This window comes from Amycolatopsis sp. FU40 (assembly GCF_021903635.1).
In the GTDB taxonomy this organism is placed as follows: Bacteria; Actinomycetota; Actinomycetes; order Mycobacteriales; family Pseudonocardiaceae; genus Amycolatopsis; species Amycolatopsis dendrobii.
Genome location: NZ_CP091381.1, coordinates 8516264 through 8531286, shown reverse-complemented (window position 1 = coordinate 8531286; position 15023 = coordinate 8516264). Strand labels below are relative to the sequence as shown.

Genomic DNA, 15023 nt, shown 5'->3' with positions numbered 1-15023 from the left:
ACGTGATCAAGAGCCGCCTCCCTGCCCGCCGCGATCACTCACCGTGGCCTCGCTTTCGCCCGGGAAACGTCCGTGAAGGACTCCTTGAGGGAATCCGATTCCCGGAAGGAGTCCTTCACGGCCAGCTCAGACGTGCTCCAGACCACACGTCCGAGTGGTCTGGCGTGGTCACCGGTGTCTGGTCTGTCACAGAGAGGAACCCGGAGGTGAGCCGCGCGTATGGGTCGGGTCTAGCATCCATGCATCCACGCTCGATGGCCCCTGATCTCGGCACCGTCGCCGGAGTTGTCCCCAGTGGACCGACCCCGGCCGCGGGTGCGGACCTCACCGGTCACCCGGGCACGACAGTCATGACGTTGGAGGCCGTTCACCGATGTCCACCACGGCGAGCACTGCCACCGAAAGCGGGGCAGGAGCTAGCGATCGGGCGGGTGCCTCACGCCGGCAGGGAACTTTCTACCGGGGCGACCCCGGCATGTGGTCCTGGGTGCTGCACCGCATCACCGGCGTGCTGACCTTTTTCTTCCTGTTCGTGCACGTGCTCGACACCGCGCTCGTGCGCGTGTCGCCGAACACCTACGACCAGGTCATCGAGACGTACAAGACGCCGATCGTGAACCTGCTCGAGGTCGGCCTTGTCGGCGCGGTGCTGTTCCACGCGCTCAACGGGCTTCGCGTCCTGCTGGTCGACTTCTGGGCCAAGGGCCCGAAGTACCAGAAGACGATGCTCTGGGTCATCGGCGTCGTGTGGGTGGTCGTGATGGTTCCGGGTGCGTTCTTCATGCTGAAGCGCACCGTCGAGACGCTTTTCGGGGGTGCCTGATCCCATGGCCGACGCTCTGATCCTCGACAAGCCGCGCTCGCCGCGGCGCCCGTCCGCCCGGCGCAGCAACTTCGAGCTCTACAGCTGGCTGTTCATGCGCATTTCCGGGCTCGCGCTGATCATCCTGGTGCTGGGCCACCTGTTCATCATGAACATCCTCGACGGCGGCGTGCACCGCATCAACTGGGGCTTCGTCGCCGGCCGCTGGGCCTCGCCGTTCTGGCAGTTCTGGGACCTGGCGATGCTGTGGCTCGCCGAGATCCACGGTGGCAACGGGCTGCGCACGATCATCGACGACTACGCGCGCAAGGACTCCACCCGGTTCTGGCTGAAGATCCTGCTCTACGTCTCGATGGTGCTCATCCTGGCCGTCGGCACGATGGTGATCTTCACGTTCGACCCCGAGATGCCTGCCTCCTAAGGGCGCACCCACCACTAGCTAGCGGAGTCTTTCCCTATGCAGTTCCACAAGTACGACGTGGTGATCGTCGGCGCGGGCGGCGCCGGCATGCGCGCGGCCATCGAATCCGGTCAGCGCGCCCGCACCGCGGTCCTCACCAAGCTGTACCCGACCCGGTCCCACACCGGCGCGGCCCAGGGCGGCATGTGCGCCGCGCTGGCGAACGTCGAAGAGGACAACTGGGAATGGCACACCTTCGACACCGTCAAGGGCGGTGACTACCTGGTCGACCAGGACGCCGCGGAGATCATGGCCAAGGAGGCCATCGACGCCGTCCTCGACCTGGAGAAGATGGGCCTTCCGTTCAACCGGACGCCCGAGGGCAAGATCGACCAGCGCCGGTTCGGCGGGCACACCCGCGACCACGGCAAGGCCGCGGTGCGCCGCGCCTGCTACGCCGCGGACCGCACCGGGCACATGATTCTCCAGACGCTGTACCAAAACTGCGTCAAGCACGGCACCGAGTTCTTCAACGAGTTCTACGTGCTCGACCTGGTCCTGTCCGAGGGCGAGGACGGCAACCCGATCGCGTCGGGCGTGGTCGCCTACGAGCTGGCCACCGGCGAACTGCACGTGTTCCAGGCGAAGTCGATCGTGTTCGCCACCGGCGGCGCGGGCAAGATCTTCAAGACCACCTCGAACGCGCACACCCTCACCGGCGACGGCCTCGGCATCATCTTCCGCAAGGGCCTTCCGCTGGAGGACATGGAGTTCTTCCAGTTCCACCCGACCGGCCTGGCCGGCCTGGGCATCCTGATCTCCGAGGCGGTGCGCGGCGAGGGCGGCATCCTCCGCAACGCCGACGGCGAGCGGTTCATGGAGCGCTACGCCCCCACCATCAAGGACCTCGCGCCGCGCGACATCGTCGCCCGGTCGATGGTCCAGGAGGTGCTGCAGGGCCGCGGCTGCGGGCCGAACAAGGACTACGTCGTCCTCGACGTGACCCACCTCCCGGTCGAGGTCCTCGAGACCAAGCTGCCGGACATCACCGAGTTCTCCCGCACCTACCTGGGCGTCGACCCGGTCAAGGAGCCGGTGCCGGTGTTCCCGACGTGCCACTACGTCATGGGCGGCATCCCGACGAACATCCACGGCGAGGCGCTGCGCGACAACGAGCACGTCATCCCGGGCCTGTACGCCGCGGGCGAGGTCGCCTGCGTGTCGGTGCACGGTTCGAACCGGCTGGGCACGAACTCGCTGCTGGACATCAACGTGTTCGGCCGCCGCGCGGGCATCGCCGCCGCGGAGTACGCGCTGGCGCACGAGCACGTCGAGCTGCCGGAGAACCCGACCACCCTGGTCGAGGAACAGCTGGAACTGCTGCTGTCGGAACACGGCGACGAGCGCGTCGCCGACATCCGCAAGGAAATGCAGCAGACGATGGACTCGCACGCGTCGGTGTACCGCACCGAGGACACGCTGAAGCAGGCGCTGACCGACATCCAGGCGCTCAAGGAGCGCTACCAGCGGATCACCGTGGCGGACAAGGGCAAGCGGTACAACACCGACCTGCTCGAGGCCGTCGAGCTCGGCTTCCTGCTGGAGCTGGCCGAGGTGCTGGTCGTCGGCGCGATCGCGCGCAAGGAGTCCCGCGGCGGCCACGCCCGCGAGGACTACCCGAACCGCGACGACACGAACTTCATGCGGCACACCATGGCCTACAAGCAGGGCGAGGGGCTGTCGTCCGACATCCGGCTCGACTACAAGCCGGTCACCTTCACCCGCTACGAACCGATGGAGCGGAAGTACTGATGACGACGGCCACCCCTGAAGCGCCTTCCTCCAAGGCGTCCGACGAGCACACGCCGATCCAGGTCACGCTGAAGATCCTGCGGTTCAACCCGGAGGTCGACCAGGAACCGCACTGGGAGTCCTACGACGTCCCGGCGCAGCCGACCGACCGCGTGCTGAACCTGCTGTTCTACGTCAAGGACTACATCGACGGCACGTTCTCCTTCCGCCGCTCGTGCGCGCACGGCGTGTGCGGTTCGGACGCGATGCAGATCAACGGGATCAACCGGTTGGCCTGCAAGGTGCTGCTGAAGGACCTGCTCGAGAAGAACGGCAAGAAGACCGAGATCACCATCGCCCCGATCAAGGGCCTGACGACGTTGAAGGACCTCTACGTCGACATGGACCCGTTCTTCGAGGCGTACCGGGCGATCAAGCCGTATCTGATCACCTACGGCAACGAGCCGACCCGCGAGCGGATCCAGTCCCAGGCCGACCGCAACCGGTTCGACGACACCACCAAGTGCATCCTGTGCGCCTGCTGCACGTCGTCCTGCCCGGTCTACTGGAACGACGGCTCGTACTTCGGCCCGGCGGCGATCGTCAACGCCCACCGCTTCATCTTCGACTCCCGCGACGAGGGCGCCGAAGAGCGGCTGGACATCCTGAACGACGGCGAGGGCGTGTGGCGCTGCCGCACGACGTTCAACTGCACCGACGCCTGCCCGCGCGGCATCCAGGTGACCAAGGCGATCCAGGAAGTCAAACGCGCGCTCCTCTTCAAACGCGTCTGATCTTTAGCGGTCCGTGAAGGGCTCCTTGAGGGAATCTGGTTCCCTCAAGGAGCCCTTCACGGCTTTTGGCTACGTATCCACAAGGTCGCGGGTTGTCCACAGGTTGGCGCTAGGCAATCTTTCCGCGCTTACGGGTGCGGCAGCATTTATGAGATGCAGCGACAAGGCCGTTGGGCGAAGGAACCCGACGCACTCTCACAGCACAGCACTCATCAGGTGATTCGAGCGATGACGCTGGAATCGCTGGACATGAACAGCAAGGTCATCTATCGGAGATGCTTGCCCGGGGGACCCTGGCGACGGCTGTTGCCCGGGATCATCCTCCTGCACAACAACGATCCAACGCCGGACCAACTCGTGCACGCCGCCCTGCTTTACGCCGGGAGCGGCGCGATTGTCACCGGCGAAGAAGCATGTCGCCGACACGGGCTGCACTTGACCGTTCCTGCGACGAGCGAGCGAAAGATCCACGTACTGATCCCCCATCATCTCAAGAGGATCAGCTCCGACTTTGTCACCGTCGAGCGCACAAAACGCATGCCTCGCCCATGGCTGCGTGCAGGTGTCCCGCTTGCTCCGCTGACCAGGGCTACGACCGACTTCGTCCGTCGGGCTCGGGCTGTCAACGTCATCGGGCAGGCGATGATAGAAGCAGTCCAACGAGGAGGATGCACTCCGCAATCACTCGCAGAAGAACTGGATCGCGGAACCAAACGCGGCACGGCACTTCCCCGTCGCCTCCTCGCCGAATGGGCAAACGCCAGATCTGTCGCTGAAGCTGAAGCCCAGAAACTGGCGAAGGTTCTCCCACACCCGCCGACTCACCAGAATGAGGTGTTGTACGACCGTACCGGCAGCTACGCTGGCCGTCCGGACTTCTGGTGGGACGACGTAGGGCTGGCCTGGGAAATCGATTCTCTGAATTTCCACTTCCGGCCAGCCGACTACGCGCGGACGTTGCGGCGGAACACTCGCTACGCCTCGCTCGGGGTTGCAGTTGTCCAAACACTGCCGTCCAGGCTTCGAACCGAGCCGAAGGCCGTCCTGGATGAACTGCGCGCCGCTTACGCCGCCGCGCTTACTCGCCCTCGCCCACCGGTATCCCTGGGCGCCCCACCTACACCTCCCGCCTAGCTTCGATGTCCGTGAAGGGCTCCTTGAGGGAATCTGATTCCCTCAAGGAGCCCTTCACGGACGTAGAACAGGCGTCAGCGAACTGCGTCGAGGGCGTTGACCAGGCCGCGCCCGTAATACGAGTTGTTTCGCGCCGAGCCGGAGCACGCCGACACATCACAAGCCACCGGATCCGCCTCCGCGGTAAGCAAAGCCGTCAAAGCACGCGGCGGCGCGTTCCGATGCGTAGACGCCAACAACGCCGCAACCCCAGCCGCGTGCGGTGAAGCCATCGAGGTGCCGCACTTAGTGCCGTAAGCACCGTTGAAGATCGTCGACAGCGGGCATCCCGCCCCTTCCCCGGCAGGCGGCATCTGCCCCGAATCCCCGCCCGGTGCGGTGACGGTGACTGAGCCGTAGTTGGAGTAGTAAGCCTTCGTCCCCGCGTAACCAACCGCGGACACTGTCACCACGCCGTCGATCGCCTTCGGCAGGATGCCGCACGATGAATCAATCTTGTGTGGACGGTTCGGGTCCACAGTCTGCTTCGTGACGTCGAAGCCCGAGTTGCCCGCGGCAGCGATGTTGAGAGTCCCGCGCTGCGTCGAGTAAGTGACAGCGCGCCGTACGGCCTCGTACGCGGCAGCGTCGCCCGCCTCGTTGCGGCAGTAGAACATTCCGGGGTCGATGTAGTAGCTGTTGTTCGTCACCTGAAAACCGTGCTGTGCGGCCCAGACAAAGCCACAGACGGCTGCCTCCGGGAAGATGTAGCCGTCGTCGTTCACCACCTTCACCGACGCCAGCCGCACGCCCGGCGCGATGCCGGTGAAGCCGCGTGACGGGTCCTTGCCCGCGATGGTGCCCGCGACGTGCGTGCCGTGGTCGGAGTTCGTCGGGGCCCAGGCGGAAGCGTCAGGTGCGCCGGTGACACAGCCGGTTGAAGACTGCGCGTCTACCGCGTGCGCGAGCGCGGGGTGCTTGGCATCGATGCCGGAATCCAGCACGCCGACGGTGACCGACCGCGAACCGGGGTTGATCTTGTTCGCCTCGGGAGCGTGGATGGCCCGCATGTCCCACTGCTGAGTCGACAAATCGTCACCGGCGGCGACGCTCTCCGTCTGCTCCAGCATTCCGATCGCGGAGCGCAATCCGGCGCGGGCGGCGGCCTTCGCGGCGACGTCCTTGCCCGCCGAGTACGCCCGCTGCACGCCGAGCCGATCGGCGAAGTCCGCGTTGCGCGAGCTGGCTACCGCGACGCCGATCTCCGGGTAGTACGCGATCCGCTTGCCGCATTTGGCGGTCAGCTCCGCGTCGACCGAACGCTGCTTCTCGCCCGGTTGGTACAGCACGACGTAGCTGTACTGCTTGCTGGTGGTGTCGCACGACGGCGCGGGCGCGCCGGACGCGGGCACGGCCACCGCACCGGCGGCGACGCCGGCTACCGCGACCGGGACGAGCAATCGACGTAAACGGGACATTTAGCCTCCATGGTCGGTCGCCCGAAACTAAGCCAGCCCGGACGCGCCCCGCCACCGACCAAAGGACTCATCCCCGCATCAGGTGTTCGCGCGCTCCTTCGAGGTCGCCCGGATGCCGCGCCAGCCGAGCACCCCGATCGCGGTGCCGAGCACGAACGAGACCACAGTCAGCACCGCGTGCACGATGAAGTACCCAGTGGGTGAACCGTCGGCCGCCCACGACTGGTTGCTGGCCCACAGATTCTTGGCGAACGTGATCCAGATGATCCAGGACCAGATGCCGAAAGCGAACAAGGCCATCGCTGTACCTCGTGAAATGCGCATGTCTCGAGTATGCCGCCGGACCATCGGCGCTAGATTGCGTGGGTGCACCCCGCTTTCGCCCGGTCGCTGCGAGCATTCGCCGCGACACTCGCCGCAGCCCTCGCAGTCGTCGCCGCGCCCGTCGCCCTCGCCGCACCGGCGCTGGCGGAGCAATGCACCGAACACGCCGCGCCGCCGCCGCCAGTGGACACCTCGGAGAAGCCGAAGCCGGGCCAGACCGTCCCGCCGCCGCTTCCGGTGCCCGCCCAGCCGGTCGGCGGCGACCGCTTGGGCGGCTGCGGCCCGATCCTGCCGCCGGGCGCGCCCGCGCTGCCTCCTGGCGACACCTCGGCGTCGTGGGTCCTTCAGGATCTCGACACCGGCGCGGTCGTCGCGGCGAAGGACCCGCACGCGCGCGAGCGGCCGGCGTCGCTGATCAAGACGCTGCTGGCGCTGGTGGTGGTCACCGAGCTCAAGCCGGACCAGGTCATCGTCCCGACGAAGGAGGACGCCGAGCAGGAGTGCACCTGCGTCGGCATCACCGCGGGCGGGCACTACACGGTCGACCAGCTGCTGCACGGCCTGCTTATGCACTCGGGCAACGACGTGGCGCACGCCTTCGCGACGGCGCTGGGCGGCGTCGACGCGGCAGTCGCCAAGATGAACGCGCTCGCGGCCCGCATCGGCGCCACGGACACTCGCGCGGCGACCCCGTCCGGCCTCGACGGGCCGGGCATGTCGACCTCGGCGTACGACCTGAGCCTGGTCTTCCACTACGCGATGAAGCAGCCGGAGTTCGCCAAGGCGGTCGCGACGAAGACGTACACGATCCCGGCGATCGACGGGAAGCCGCCGATCCCGGTGTTCAACGACAACAAGCTGCTCGGCGTTTATCCCGGTTTCCTCGGCGGGAAGACCGGCTTCACGGACGACGCGCGGCACACGTACGTCGGCGGCGCGGAACGCGACGGCCACCGCCTCGCGATCGTGATGATGCGGGCCGAACAGCGCCCGACGAAGGTGGTCGACCAGGCGGCGAAGCTGCTCGACTACGGCTTCGCGCTGGAGAAGAACGGCGCGCAGCCGGTCGGTCAGATCGCCTACCAGCCGCTGAGCTCCGACGCCGCCCCGATGTCGGACAAGGAAGTCACCCCCGCGGGCGCGACGACCGCGGCGGCGCAGAAACCGGACCCGTTCGGCGCCACCGGCTGGGTGCTGACCGTGGTGGTGCTCGTGATCATCGTGGCCGGGTTTGTCATCAGCTATCAGCGGAAGCGCAACGTCCGCTCGTGACGACCACGGAAAAGGGCCTCCTTGATTCGCTCAAGGAGGCCCTTTTCCGTCTCAGCCCTTTCGCCTGCCCAGCCAGGCCAGCAGCGCACCGGCGCTGAACGCGCCCGCCACGGAGCCGAGCCCGAGCCCGTGCTGCACCGTCACCCGCGGCTCCAGCAACACCGGAGCGGGCGGCTGCACGACGCGTCGCTGGTTCTCCCGCGCGGTCGCCGTCCAGGCTGTCACCAGCAGCAGGAAGCGCGACACCAGGTTCGCGAACACCAGCAACCCGATCACCGGCCCGAACAGCGCGAACGACGGCGATTTCGTGACGCTCGCCAGATAAACCGTCGCGACCTGCTGCAGGATCACGAACCCGACAGACGCGATAATCGCGCCCTTGACCGCGCTCCGCAGCGCGACGTGCTCCCGCGGCAGCCGGGCGATCACCCACAGGAAAACCAGCGCGTTGGCGATCAGGCTGAGCACGATCGTCGCGACGTGCAGCAGGAACTTCGCCCACCCCTGGCCTTCCAGCCCGACCAGCTTCAGCAGCAGTTCGCCGACGCCGCTGCCCGCCGCGGTGAGCGCGAACGACACGATCAGCGCCAGCCCGAGCCCGAGCAGCGACAGCAGGTCCTTGATCGTCCGGCCGACGAACGGTTCCGTTTTCTTCTCCTGGCCCCACTGCGCGGTGAGCGCGTCGCGGAGGTTGCCCATCCAGCCCACGCCGGAGTAGAGCGCCAGCAGCAGCCCGAAGACCCCGATGCCGCTGCCGGACTTCAGCGCGGTGTCGGTGATGCTCTTGACCAGGTCGCGCAGGCCCTCTGGGACCGAAGTATCGATCCCGTGCGTGATCTGGGCGATCACCGCTTCGTTGTGCCCGAGCACCATGCCGACGATCGCGAACGCCACCATGAAGATCGGGATCACCGACAGCACGCTGAAGTACGTGATCGCCGCCGCGTAATGGTTGCCGTAGTTTTCGTTGAAGGAGTCGTTGGCGCGGATCAGGTGATCCAGCCACGGGTACTTCCGCCGCAGCCGGGGCAGCAGCTTTTCCTTGTCACCGGTCTCTTTCGCCACCGGAAAACGCTAACCACGGCAACCAGGCCCCGCAACGCGAGCGTGCCCGCGCGGTTACTGCTTGTGGAAGGCGGAGATCATCTTCTGGGCGGCGGGCACCAGCAGCCGGGTCGCGTCCGCACCGCTGATGCCGTCCGGTGCGGCGTTGTGGTCGGCGAGGTAGAGCTTGAACACGAAGCGGCCCTTGCGGAACAGCACCTCGCCGTGGGCCTGGCCCTTGCTGTGCACCTGCCCCTCGTCCCCGACCTGGGCGGGCGCGGACTGGCCGTCGTTCGGCGCGGAGCCGAGATAACTCTTCGCCGCTTCTTCGCTGAGGAAGCTGATCGCGGTCAGGTGCAGAGCGCGCCGATCGATGCCGTTGTCGTGACCGGTGCCTCGCTCGCAGTCGATCTGCACGTAGTTGTGCTGGGTGCTGTTGGTCATGATCATGTCGCCGACGGCGGTGCCGGGGGTTTCGGCGACCATCGGCGAAGCCTCGGTGCCGATCGCCGGGGTCACCGCGTCGGGCGTGAGCATCGGACAAGGCTGCGCGACCGATTTCGGGAATGCCGCGCTGTCGTAATCGATGACGTTCGCCCCGGCCGGCGCGCTCACCTGCTTCGCGAAGTTCTCGGCGACCTTCTTGCCGAGTTCCTGCAGCTTGCCCGCGCTCTTGCCGGCCTTCAGCTCGAAGTCCAAGTCGACCAGCGTGTCTCCCAGGACCAGCACGGCGTCCCCGGAAGCGTCCGACGGGCTGTCCGTCTTGCGGCGCTTGGAGAAGATCTTCACCGGACCGACGGTCAGGCTGGGGTCCGCGTCGTCGAGGTAGGGCTTGGTGTTCACGGTCGGCACGTAGGCCGGCTGGGACACCGCGACCGCCAACCGCTCCTGTGTTTGATTGCCCTGGTTGTCTTCCAGGCTGTACACACAGTGATTCACGCCCGAGGTCAGTGCCTTGGCGTAGGTGTTTTCGGACGACCGCAGCGGTCCCGAACCGTCGCCGACCAGGTAGCGGCGCTCGAAGGTGGCCCCGTTCGGGTCCGGCCGCGATTCGGCTCGGATCCCCAACGCGACAAGGTCCCCGATGGTCAGCAGGTTGCACGCCTGGATCACCGGCTTGCCGCCGATCTGCACCGCTTGCGGGTTCGGCTTTTCCTTGATCGGAGCGGGGTCCGGATACTGCGAGTTCGCATAACCCGGCCGCTGCACGGTCTGGCCGTCGCCGTTCGGGTCCTTCGCGTTCTCGCTGTCCGATCCGGACATTCCGCTGCACGACGTGACCAGCAGCAGCGTCGCGACACTGATCGGCCACAACCCAGTTGTGAATTTCACGCTATTTCGTCCCCCCCCCCGGACTTTGTTGTATATGCCTCGTTCAGCCGGCAGGCAGGAACCCGATCCGCTCGTAGACCGACGCGAGCGTGGCCGACGCGACCTCGCGCGCCCGGTGCGCACCCGCGGCGAGGATCCGGTCCAGCTCGGCGACATCGTCCAAATAGGACTGGACGCTCTCCTGCAGCGGCGTGACCCAGTCGACGAGCACCTCGGCGAGGTCCTTCTTGAGATCGCCGTAACCCTTGCCCTCGTAGGCGGTTTCGAGCTCGGCGACGGTGCGTTCGGTCAGCGCGGAGTAAATCGTGAGCAGGTTGGAGACGCCTGCCTTCTCCTCACGGTCGAAGCGCACCTCACGGCCGGTGTCGGTGACCGCGGAACGGATCTTCTTCGCCGAGCGCTTCGGGTCCTCGAGCAATTCGATGAGCCCGTTGCCGGTCGCCGCCGACTTGCTCATCTTCGCCGTCGGTTCTTGCAGGTCGTAGATCTTCGCGGTGTCCTTGACGATGAACGGCTCCGGCATGACGAACGTCTTGCCGAACCGGCTGTTGAACCGCTGCGCGAGGTTGCGGGTGAGCTCGAGATGCTGCCGCTGGTCCTCGCCGACCGGCACCGCGTTCGTCTGGTACAGCAGGATGTCCGCGGCCATCAGGACCGGGTAGGTGAACAGGCCGACGCTCGCGTGGTCGCTGCCCTGCTTGGCGGCCTTGTCCTTGAACTGGGTCATCCGCCCGGCCTCGCCGAAGCCGGTCTGGCATTCGAGCACCCAGCTCAGCTGAGCGTGCTCGGGCACGTGGCTCTGCACGAACAGCGCGCTGCGCGCCGGGTCGACCCCGATGGCGAGCAGTTGCGCGGCCGACCGCCGCGTCCGCTCGAGCAGCACCTTGGGGTCCTGCTCGACGGTGATCGCGTGCAGGTCGACGACGCAGTAGAAGGTCTCGTGGGTGTCCTGCAGCCGCACCCACTGGCGCAGGGCGCCCAGGTAGTTGCCGAGGTGGAAGGAGTCGGCTGTCGGCTGGATCCCGGAAAGCACCCGCAGGCGCCCGTTCTGTTCGTCGGACACGCCGAGATTCTTTCAGGCTGCGGAGGAGCCCCTGCCGCGGGCCCGGCGGTTCGCGGGACGGACGGGCAGACCGGACGTTTTGACAGCGTCGGTCCGGGTATCGGCTTTCGGGAGGAGCTGGCGCCGGAGAGATTCAGGGGTGCGAGTGCAGCTCAGCTGGCCGATGCCGCTGCGGTCTGGAAGTGGTTCAGCGCCGAACTCGCGGTGCGGAGGAACGGGGGTGGCTCATTGGCGATATAACCGCCGATCCATCAGCGCGGATGGCTGTGGAGACCGCCAGGGTGGCGCGCTGGCTCTTCAGCCGCCGAACCCGGGGTGCGAAAAACAGCGGAACCCGCCGCGTGGTCAGCCTGGAGCCAGGAAGATCTGCGGCCGGACAGCCGGCCAGCTGACTAGGACTGCCGCAGGTTGAGCGCGGCCGGAGCCGGCTCCAGCGGCCGGGTCGGCTCCTCTTCGAGGGCCCCGGCGGCAGCGACCGCCTCAATCGCCTTCGCGCGTGCCTTGCGCCGCTGCCGGACGACGCCCAGCGCCATTCCGATGACGCCGAAACCCACCGCGACCAGGCCGACCGGTCCGAGCATCCCGAATCCAGTCGACGTCGTTTCCGCCCGGACGACGTTGTCGTCGGCGAACGCCGCGGCACCCGTCCCGACGGCCGTGACCAGGATCGTCGCCAGCACCGCCAGGACTCGTCCGCCCGCAACGGCCAGGGCACGGCTGCCGCGGACAACACCACGACCGTCCCGCGTCGCGCCGCGAACCGGAGCCAGCTCGGCCGCCCCCGATGGGGTGACGGACGAGCGAAGCGCTGGACGGCCAAGAGCCAGCGTGGACCGTGTCACGAACCGGCCTGGGTTGCGCACCGGAGTGCCTCCCGCGAGGTGACTGTTCTGAGCGAGCGTCTCACCCGTAAGGATGAGTTCTCGACGTGCTACTGGTCAGAAAACTACCGAGCGTGTCAAGACCTGTCGGATCTGATCAACTCGGGTGCCGAGGCTAGCGCCCACTCGGGGAGTAACCGAGGCCACCCCTGCCGTCTCGGTGTCGTCGGTGGTCAGCGCCGTGCGCCAGGCGCGGAACCACGCACAGTGTCCTCGGACCCCGGCAAACCGGGCAGAATCACCCTGCAGAACAAACCCGAACTACCCTCAGCAGGCTATTCACCCACTAGTCACCAGCAGGACAACCAGGCTCAGTCCGGGAACGGCACGTCGTACGTCGCGGTGACCGGCGCGTGGTCCGACCAGCGCTGGTCGTAGGACTCTGCCCGTTCGACCATTACCGACGTCACCTTCTCGGCCAGACCGGGCGTCGCCAGCTGGCAGTCGATGCGCCAGCCCGAGTCGTTGTCGAACGCCTTGCCCCGGTAGGACCACCACGTGTACGGCCCGGGGCCCTCGGGGTCGAGACGACGCTGGACGTCGGCGTAGCCCGCCTCGTAGACGCGGCCCATCCACTCGCGTTCCTCGGGAAGGAAGCCGGAGTTCTTCTGGTTGCCGCGCCAGTTCTTGAGGTCGACGGTGTCGTAGGCGATGTTCCAGTCGCCCACCACGACGACCTCGCGGCCCTCCGCGGCCGCCTTCGCGCGCAGCTCGACCAGGTACGGCAGGAACGCGGCCATGAAGCGTTCCTTCTCGTCTTGCCGCTCGGTGCCGACGTCGCCGCTCGGCAGGTACAGGCTCGCCACCACCACGCCGGGCAGGTGCATTTCCAGGTACCGCCCGCTGTCCTCGAACTCGGGCTCGCCGAATCCGGTGCGCACCTCGTCCGGCTCGACGCGGCTGTACAGCGAGACCCCGTTGCGCCCCTTCGCGACCGAAGGCGCGTGCGCGGCGAACCACCCCTCCGGCGCGACGACGGACGCGGGCAGTTGCGCGGCCTCAGCCCGCACTTCCTGACACGCGACGACATCCGCCTCGGTGGCGGCCAGCCACTCGACGAAGCCCTTCTTGACGGCGGCCCGGAGGCCATTGACGTTGACAGTGGAGACGATCAGCACCCCGCGCACGCTACCCGCCGGGTCCGACAATTTTCCGCGCACGGCAGGTCCGGCGAGGTCCAGAATGACCGCCATGCCTCGCTTGACCGTCCTCGGCAGCTGCGGCGCCTGGCCGGAACCCGGCCGCGCGTGCGCCGGATTCCTGCTGTCCCACGAGGATTTCCACGTCGCACTCGACCTCGGCTACGGAGCCGCCTCGCGGCTCTTCCAGCACGTCCCCGCCGACCGGCTCGACGCGGTCGTCGTCACGCACGAGCACCCGGACCACCTCGCGGACGTCAGCGCGCTCGGCCGGGCCCGCTACAACACGACCGACCGCAAGCTCCCGCTGCACTGCACGCCCGGCGCCGTGCGCCGGCTAGCCGCGATGGAGCCCAGTCCGGCCCCCGCCGAGAACTTCGACCTGCACGACCTTGGCCCCGAGACCGATCTCGGCCCGTTCCGCCTCACCACCGCACTGCTGCCGCACCACGTGCCGAATTACGGAGTCCGGCTCACCACACCCGGCTACACCCTCGCCTACACGGGCGACACCGGTCCCGCTCCGCAACTGACCGACCTGGCCCGCGACGCCGACGTCCTCGTCTGCGAAGCGACCCGGCAAGGCACACCCCCGGACGGTCCCCGCCTCCTGATGACCGCCGCGGAAGCAGGCCGACTCGCCTCCGCGGCGAATGTCCGGACGCTGTTGCTCACACATTTCTGGCCCGGTTCCGACCGCGCGGTTTCGGTAGCCGAAGCCCGCGCCGAGTTCTCCGGGGAAGTACTCGCGGCGGAAGAAGGACTCATGCTGAATCACGCATAATCGCGAGTTCCGCGAAACAAACGCGATCACCGTTCACGCTGAACGCTTTCGCCTCGGTGGCCGCCCGGCGCAAAAGAGCAAACCGAACCGGAGCAGTCGCCGCAAAGGCATCCGGCAATCGCGAACGCACCGAGCCGGACGGACGCATCGGTTCAACCGACCAGCGGCATTCCCGCTTGGACCACCGCAGTCGTCCCACCGCATGGGACGAACCAGCGAACAATCACCGGAGCCGATGGCCTGCCCCGAACCCAGCTCAGCATCCGCTCGGTCCCAGGGGAACCACGCGCCGCAGCAAACCCGGCAACCACGCGAACCTAAGCGCCGCAACGGACTCCGCGCGCACCAACGTCAGCACACCAACTGCTCAACACCCATGCCGAGCACCAATACGAAACAGACTCAGCACTTGGCCCCGGGAACCGGCTTCACGAAGCTGTCCGCGACCCACTTGCCGTCGGCGATCTTCCGGAACCCGTTCTGCACCACGGGTTGCGCGTCGAATTCCGCGCCGCGCAAGTACTTCCCGACGACCTTCCCGTTGCCCGCGGCGGTTTCCCGCGCGTTGAGCACGTCGGCGGTCACCGAGACCTTGCAGCCGGTCGGGGATCCCTGCGCGTCGGCCTGGCCTTTCTGGCCGAACGCGTAGATGACCACGACCGCAGCGATGACTCCGATAATAATCAGTGTCTTCTTGGGCAAACCCAGAATCACGGCCGCTCCTCAGTCGCGAAAAACCCCTCGTCCAGAGTAGGCAGTCCGACCGTGCCCGGACAGGTTCCCGA

Annotated in this window: 15 protein-coding genes; 7 read left to right on the top strand and 8 right to left on the bottom strand. The window is 67.1% G+C overall.

What is annotated here, in order from left to right; translation table 11 throughout:
• The first annotated feature begins 373 nt into the window (after nucleotides 1–373).
• The 5 genes from sdhC (at nucleotide 374) to L3Q65_RS40435 (ending at nucleotide 4942) form a co-directional block, all read left to right on the top strand.
• The gene (sdhC, locus tag L3Q65_RS40455; protein WP_078870582.1) at nucleotides 374–823 is read left to right on the top strand and encodes a succinate dehydrogenase, cytochrome b556 subunit; all 450 of its coding nucleotides are present in this window, start codon (nucleotides 374–376) and stop codon (nucleotides 821–823) included.
• Between the two features lie 4 nt (nucleotides 824–827).
• On the top strand, nucleotides 828–1244 hold the full coding sequence (locus tag L3Q65_RS40450; RefSeq protein ID WP_037816149.1) for a succinate dehydrogenase hydrophobic membrane anchor subunit: 417 nt from the start codon (nucleotides 828–830) through the stop codon (nucleotides 1242–1244).
• 36 nt (nucleotides 1245–1280) lie between these two features.
• Nucleotides 1281–3035 carry a succinate dehydrogenase flavoprotein subunit gene (gene sdhA, locus L3Q65_RS40445; protein ID WP_237598004.1) on the top strand — a complete coding sequence of 585 codons (1755 nt, stop codon included), beginning with the start codon at nucleotides 1281–1283 and terminating at the stop codon, nucleotides 3033–3035.
• On the top strand, nucleotides 3035–3808 hold the full coding sequence (locus L3Q65_RS40440; RefSeq protein WP_037816151.1) for a succinate dehydrogenase iron-sulfur subunit: 774 nt from the start codon (nucleotides 3035–3037) through the stop codon (nucleotides 3806–3808). The genes sdhA and L3Q65_RS40440 overlap by 1 nt, the downstream gene beginning before the upstream one ends.
• Before the next feature lie 228 nt (nucleotides 3809–4036).
• A complete protein-coding gene (locus L3Q65_RS40435; protein WP_237598003.1) occupies nucleotides 4037–4942 on the top strand; it encodes a hypothetical protein in 906 nt (301 codons plus the stop codon).
• Between the two features lie 74 nt (nucleotides 4943–5016).
• Here the strand turns inward: L3Q65_RS40435 and L3Q65_RS40430 are convergent, their stop codons facing one another.
• Nucleotides 5017–6399: a S8 family serine peptidase gene (locus L3Q65_RS40430; protein WP_237598002.1), complete on the bottom strand. Its 1383-nt coding sequence runs from the start codon at nucleotides 6397–6399 to the stop codon at nucleotides 5017–5019.
• A 78-nt stretch (nucleotides 6400–6477) separates the two neighbouring features.
• Nucleotides 6478–6723, bottom strand: coding sequence for an SCO4848 family membrane protein (locus L3Q65_RS40425; RefSeq protein WP_093575906.1), 246 nt, complete (start codon nucleotides 6721–6723; stop codon nucleotides 6478–6480).
• A 42-nt stretch (nucleotides 6724–6765) separates the two neighbouring features.
• Here L3Q65_RS40425 and L3Q65_RS40420 point away from each other — a divergent pair, with 42 nt between their 5' ends.
• Nucleotides 6766–7995, top strand: coding sequence for a D-alanyl-D-alanine carboxypeptidase family protein (locus L3Q65_RS40420; protein ID WP_182894552.1), 1230 nt, complete (start codon nucleotides 6766–6768; stop codon nucleotides 7993–7995).
• 51 nt (nucleotides 7996–8046) lie between these two features.
• On the opposite strand, the gene yhjD is transcribed toward L3Q65_RS40420, so the two are convergent.
• The 5 genes from yhjD to L3Q65_RS40395 form a co-directional block, all read right to left on the bottom strand.
• Complete coding sequence (gene yhjD, locus L3Q65_RS40415) at nucleotides 8047–9060, bottom strand: inner membrane protein YhjD (protein ID WP_182894553.1); 1014 nt, start codon at nucleotides 9058–9060, stop codon at nucleotides 8047–8049.
• Between the two features lie 54 nt (nucleotides 9061–9114).
• Nucleotides 9115–10371, bottom strand: a complete 1257-nt coding sequence (locus tag L3Q65_RS40410) for a hypothetical protein (protein ID WP_237598001.1) — start codon at nucleotides 10369–10371, stop codon at nucleotides 9115–9117.
• 43 nt (nucleotides 10372–10414) lie between these two features.
• Complete coding sequence (gene trpS, locus L3Q65_RS40405) at nucleotides 10415–11434, bottom strand: tryptophan--tRNA ligase (RefSeq protein WP_182894555.1); 1020 nt, start codon at nucleotides 11432–11434, stop codon at nucleotides 10415–10417.
• Nucleotides 11435–11826: 392 nt separating this feature from the next.
• Nucleotides 11827–12114, bottom strand: a complete 288-nt coding sequence (locus L3Q65_RS40400; protein WP_237598000.1) for a hypothetical protein — start codon at nucleotides 12112–12114, stop codon at nucleotides 11827–11829.
• 512 nt (nucleotides 12115–12626) lie between these two features.
• On the bottom strand, nucleotides 12627–13442 hold the full coding sequence (locus tag L3Q65_RS40395) for an exodeoxyribonuclease III (RefSeq protein WP_182894679.1): 816 nt from the start codon (nucleotides 13440–13442) through the stop codon (nucleotides 12627–12629).
• A 64-nt stretch (nucleotides 13443–13506) separates the two neighbouring features.
• On the opposite strand from L3Q65_RS40395, the gene L3Q65_RS40390 reads away from it, so the two are divergent.
• Nucleotides 13507–14238, top strand: a complete 732-nt coding sequence (locus L3Q65_RS40390; protein WP_237597999.1) for an MBL fold metallo-hydrolase — start codon at nucleotides 13507–13509, stop codon at nucleotides 14236–14238.
• 402 nt (nucleotides 14239–14640) lie between these two features.
• Here the strand turns inward: L3Q65_RS40390 and L3Q65_RS40385 are convergent, their stop codons facing one another.
• Nucleotides 14641–14952, bottom strand: a complete 312-nt coding sequence (locus L3Q65_RS40385; protein ID WP_182894558.1) for an SH3 domain-containing protein — start codon at nucleotides 14950–14952, stop codon at nucleotides 14641–14643.
• Nucleotides 14953–15023: the final 71 nt, after the last annotated feature.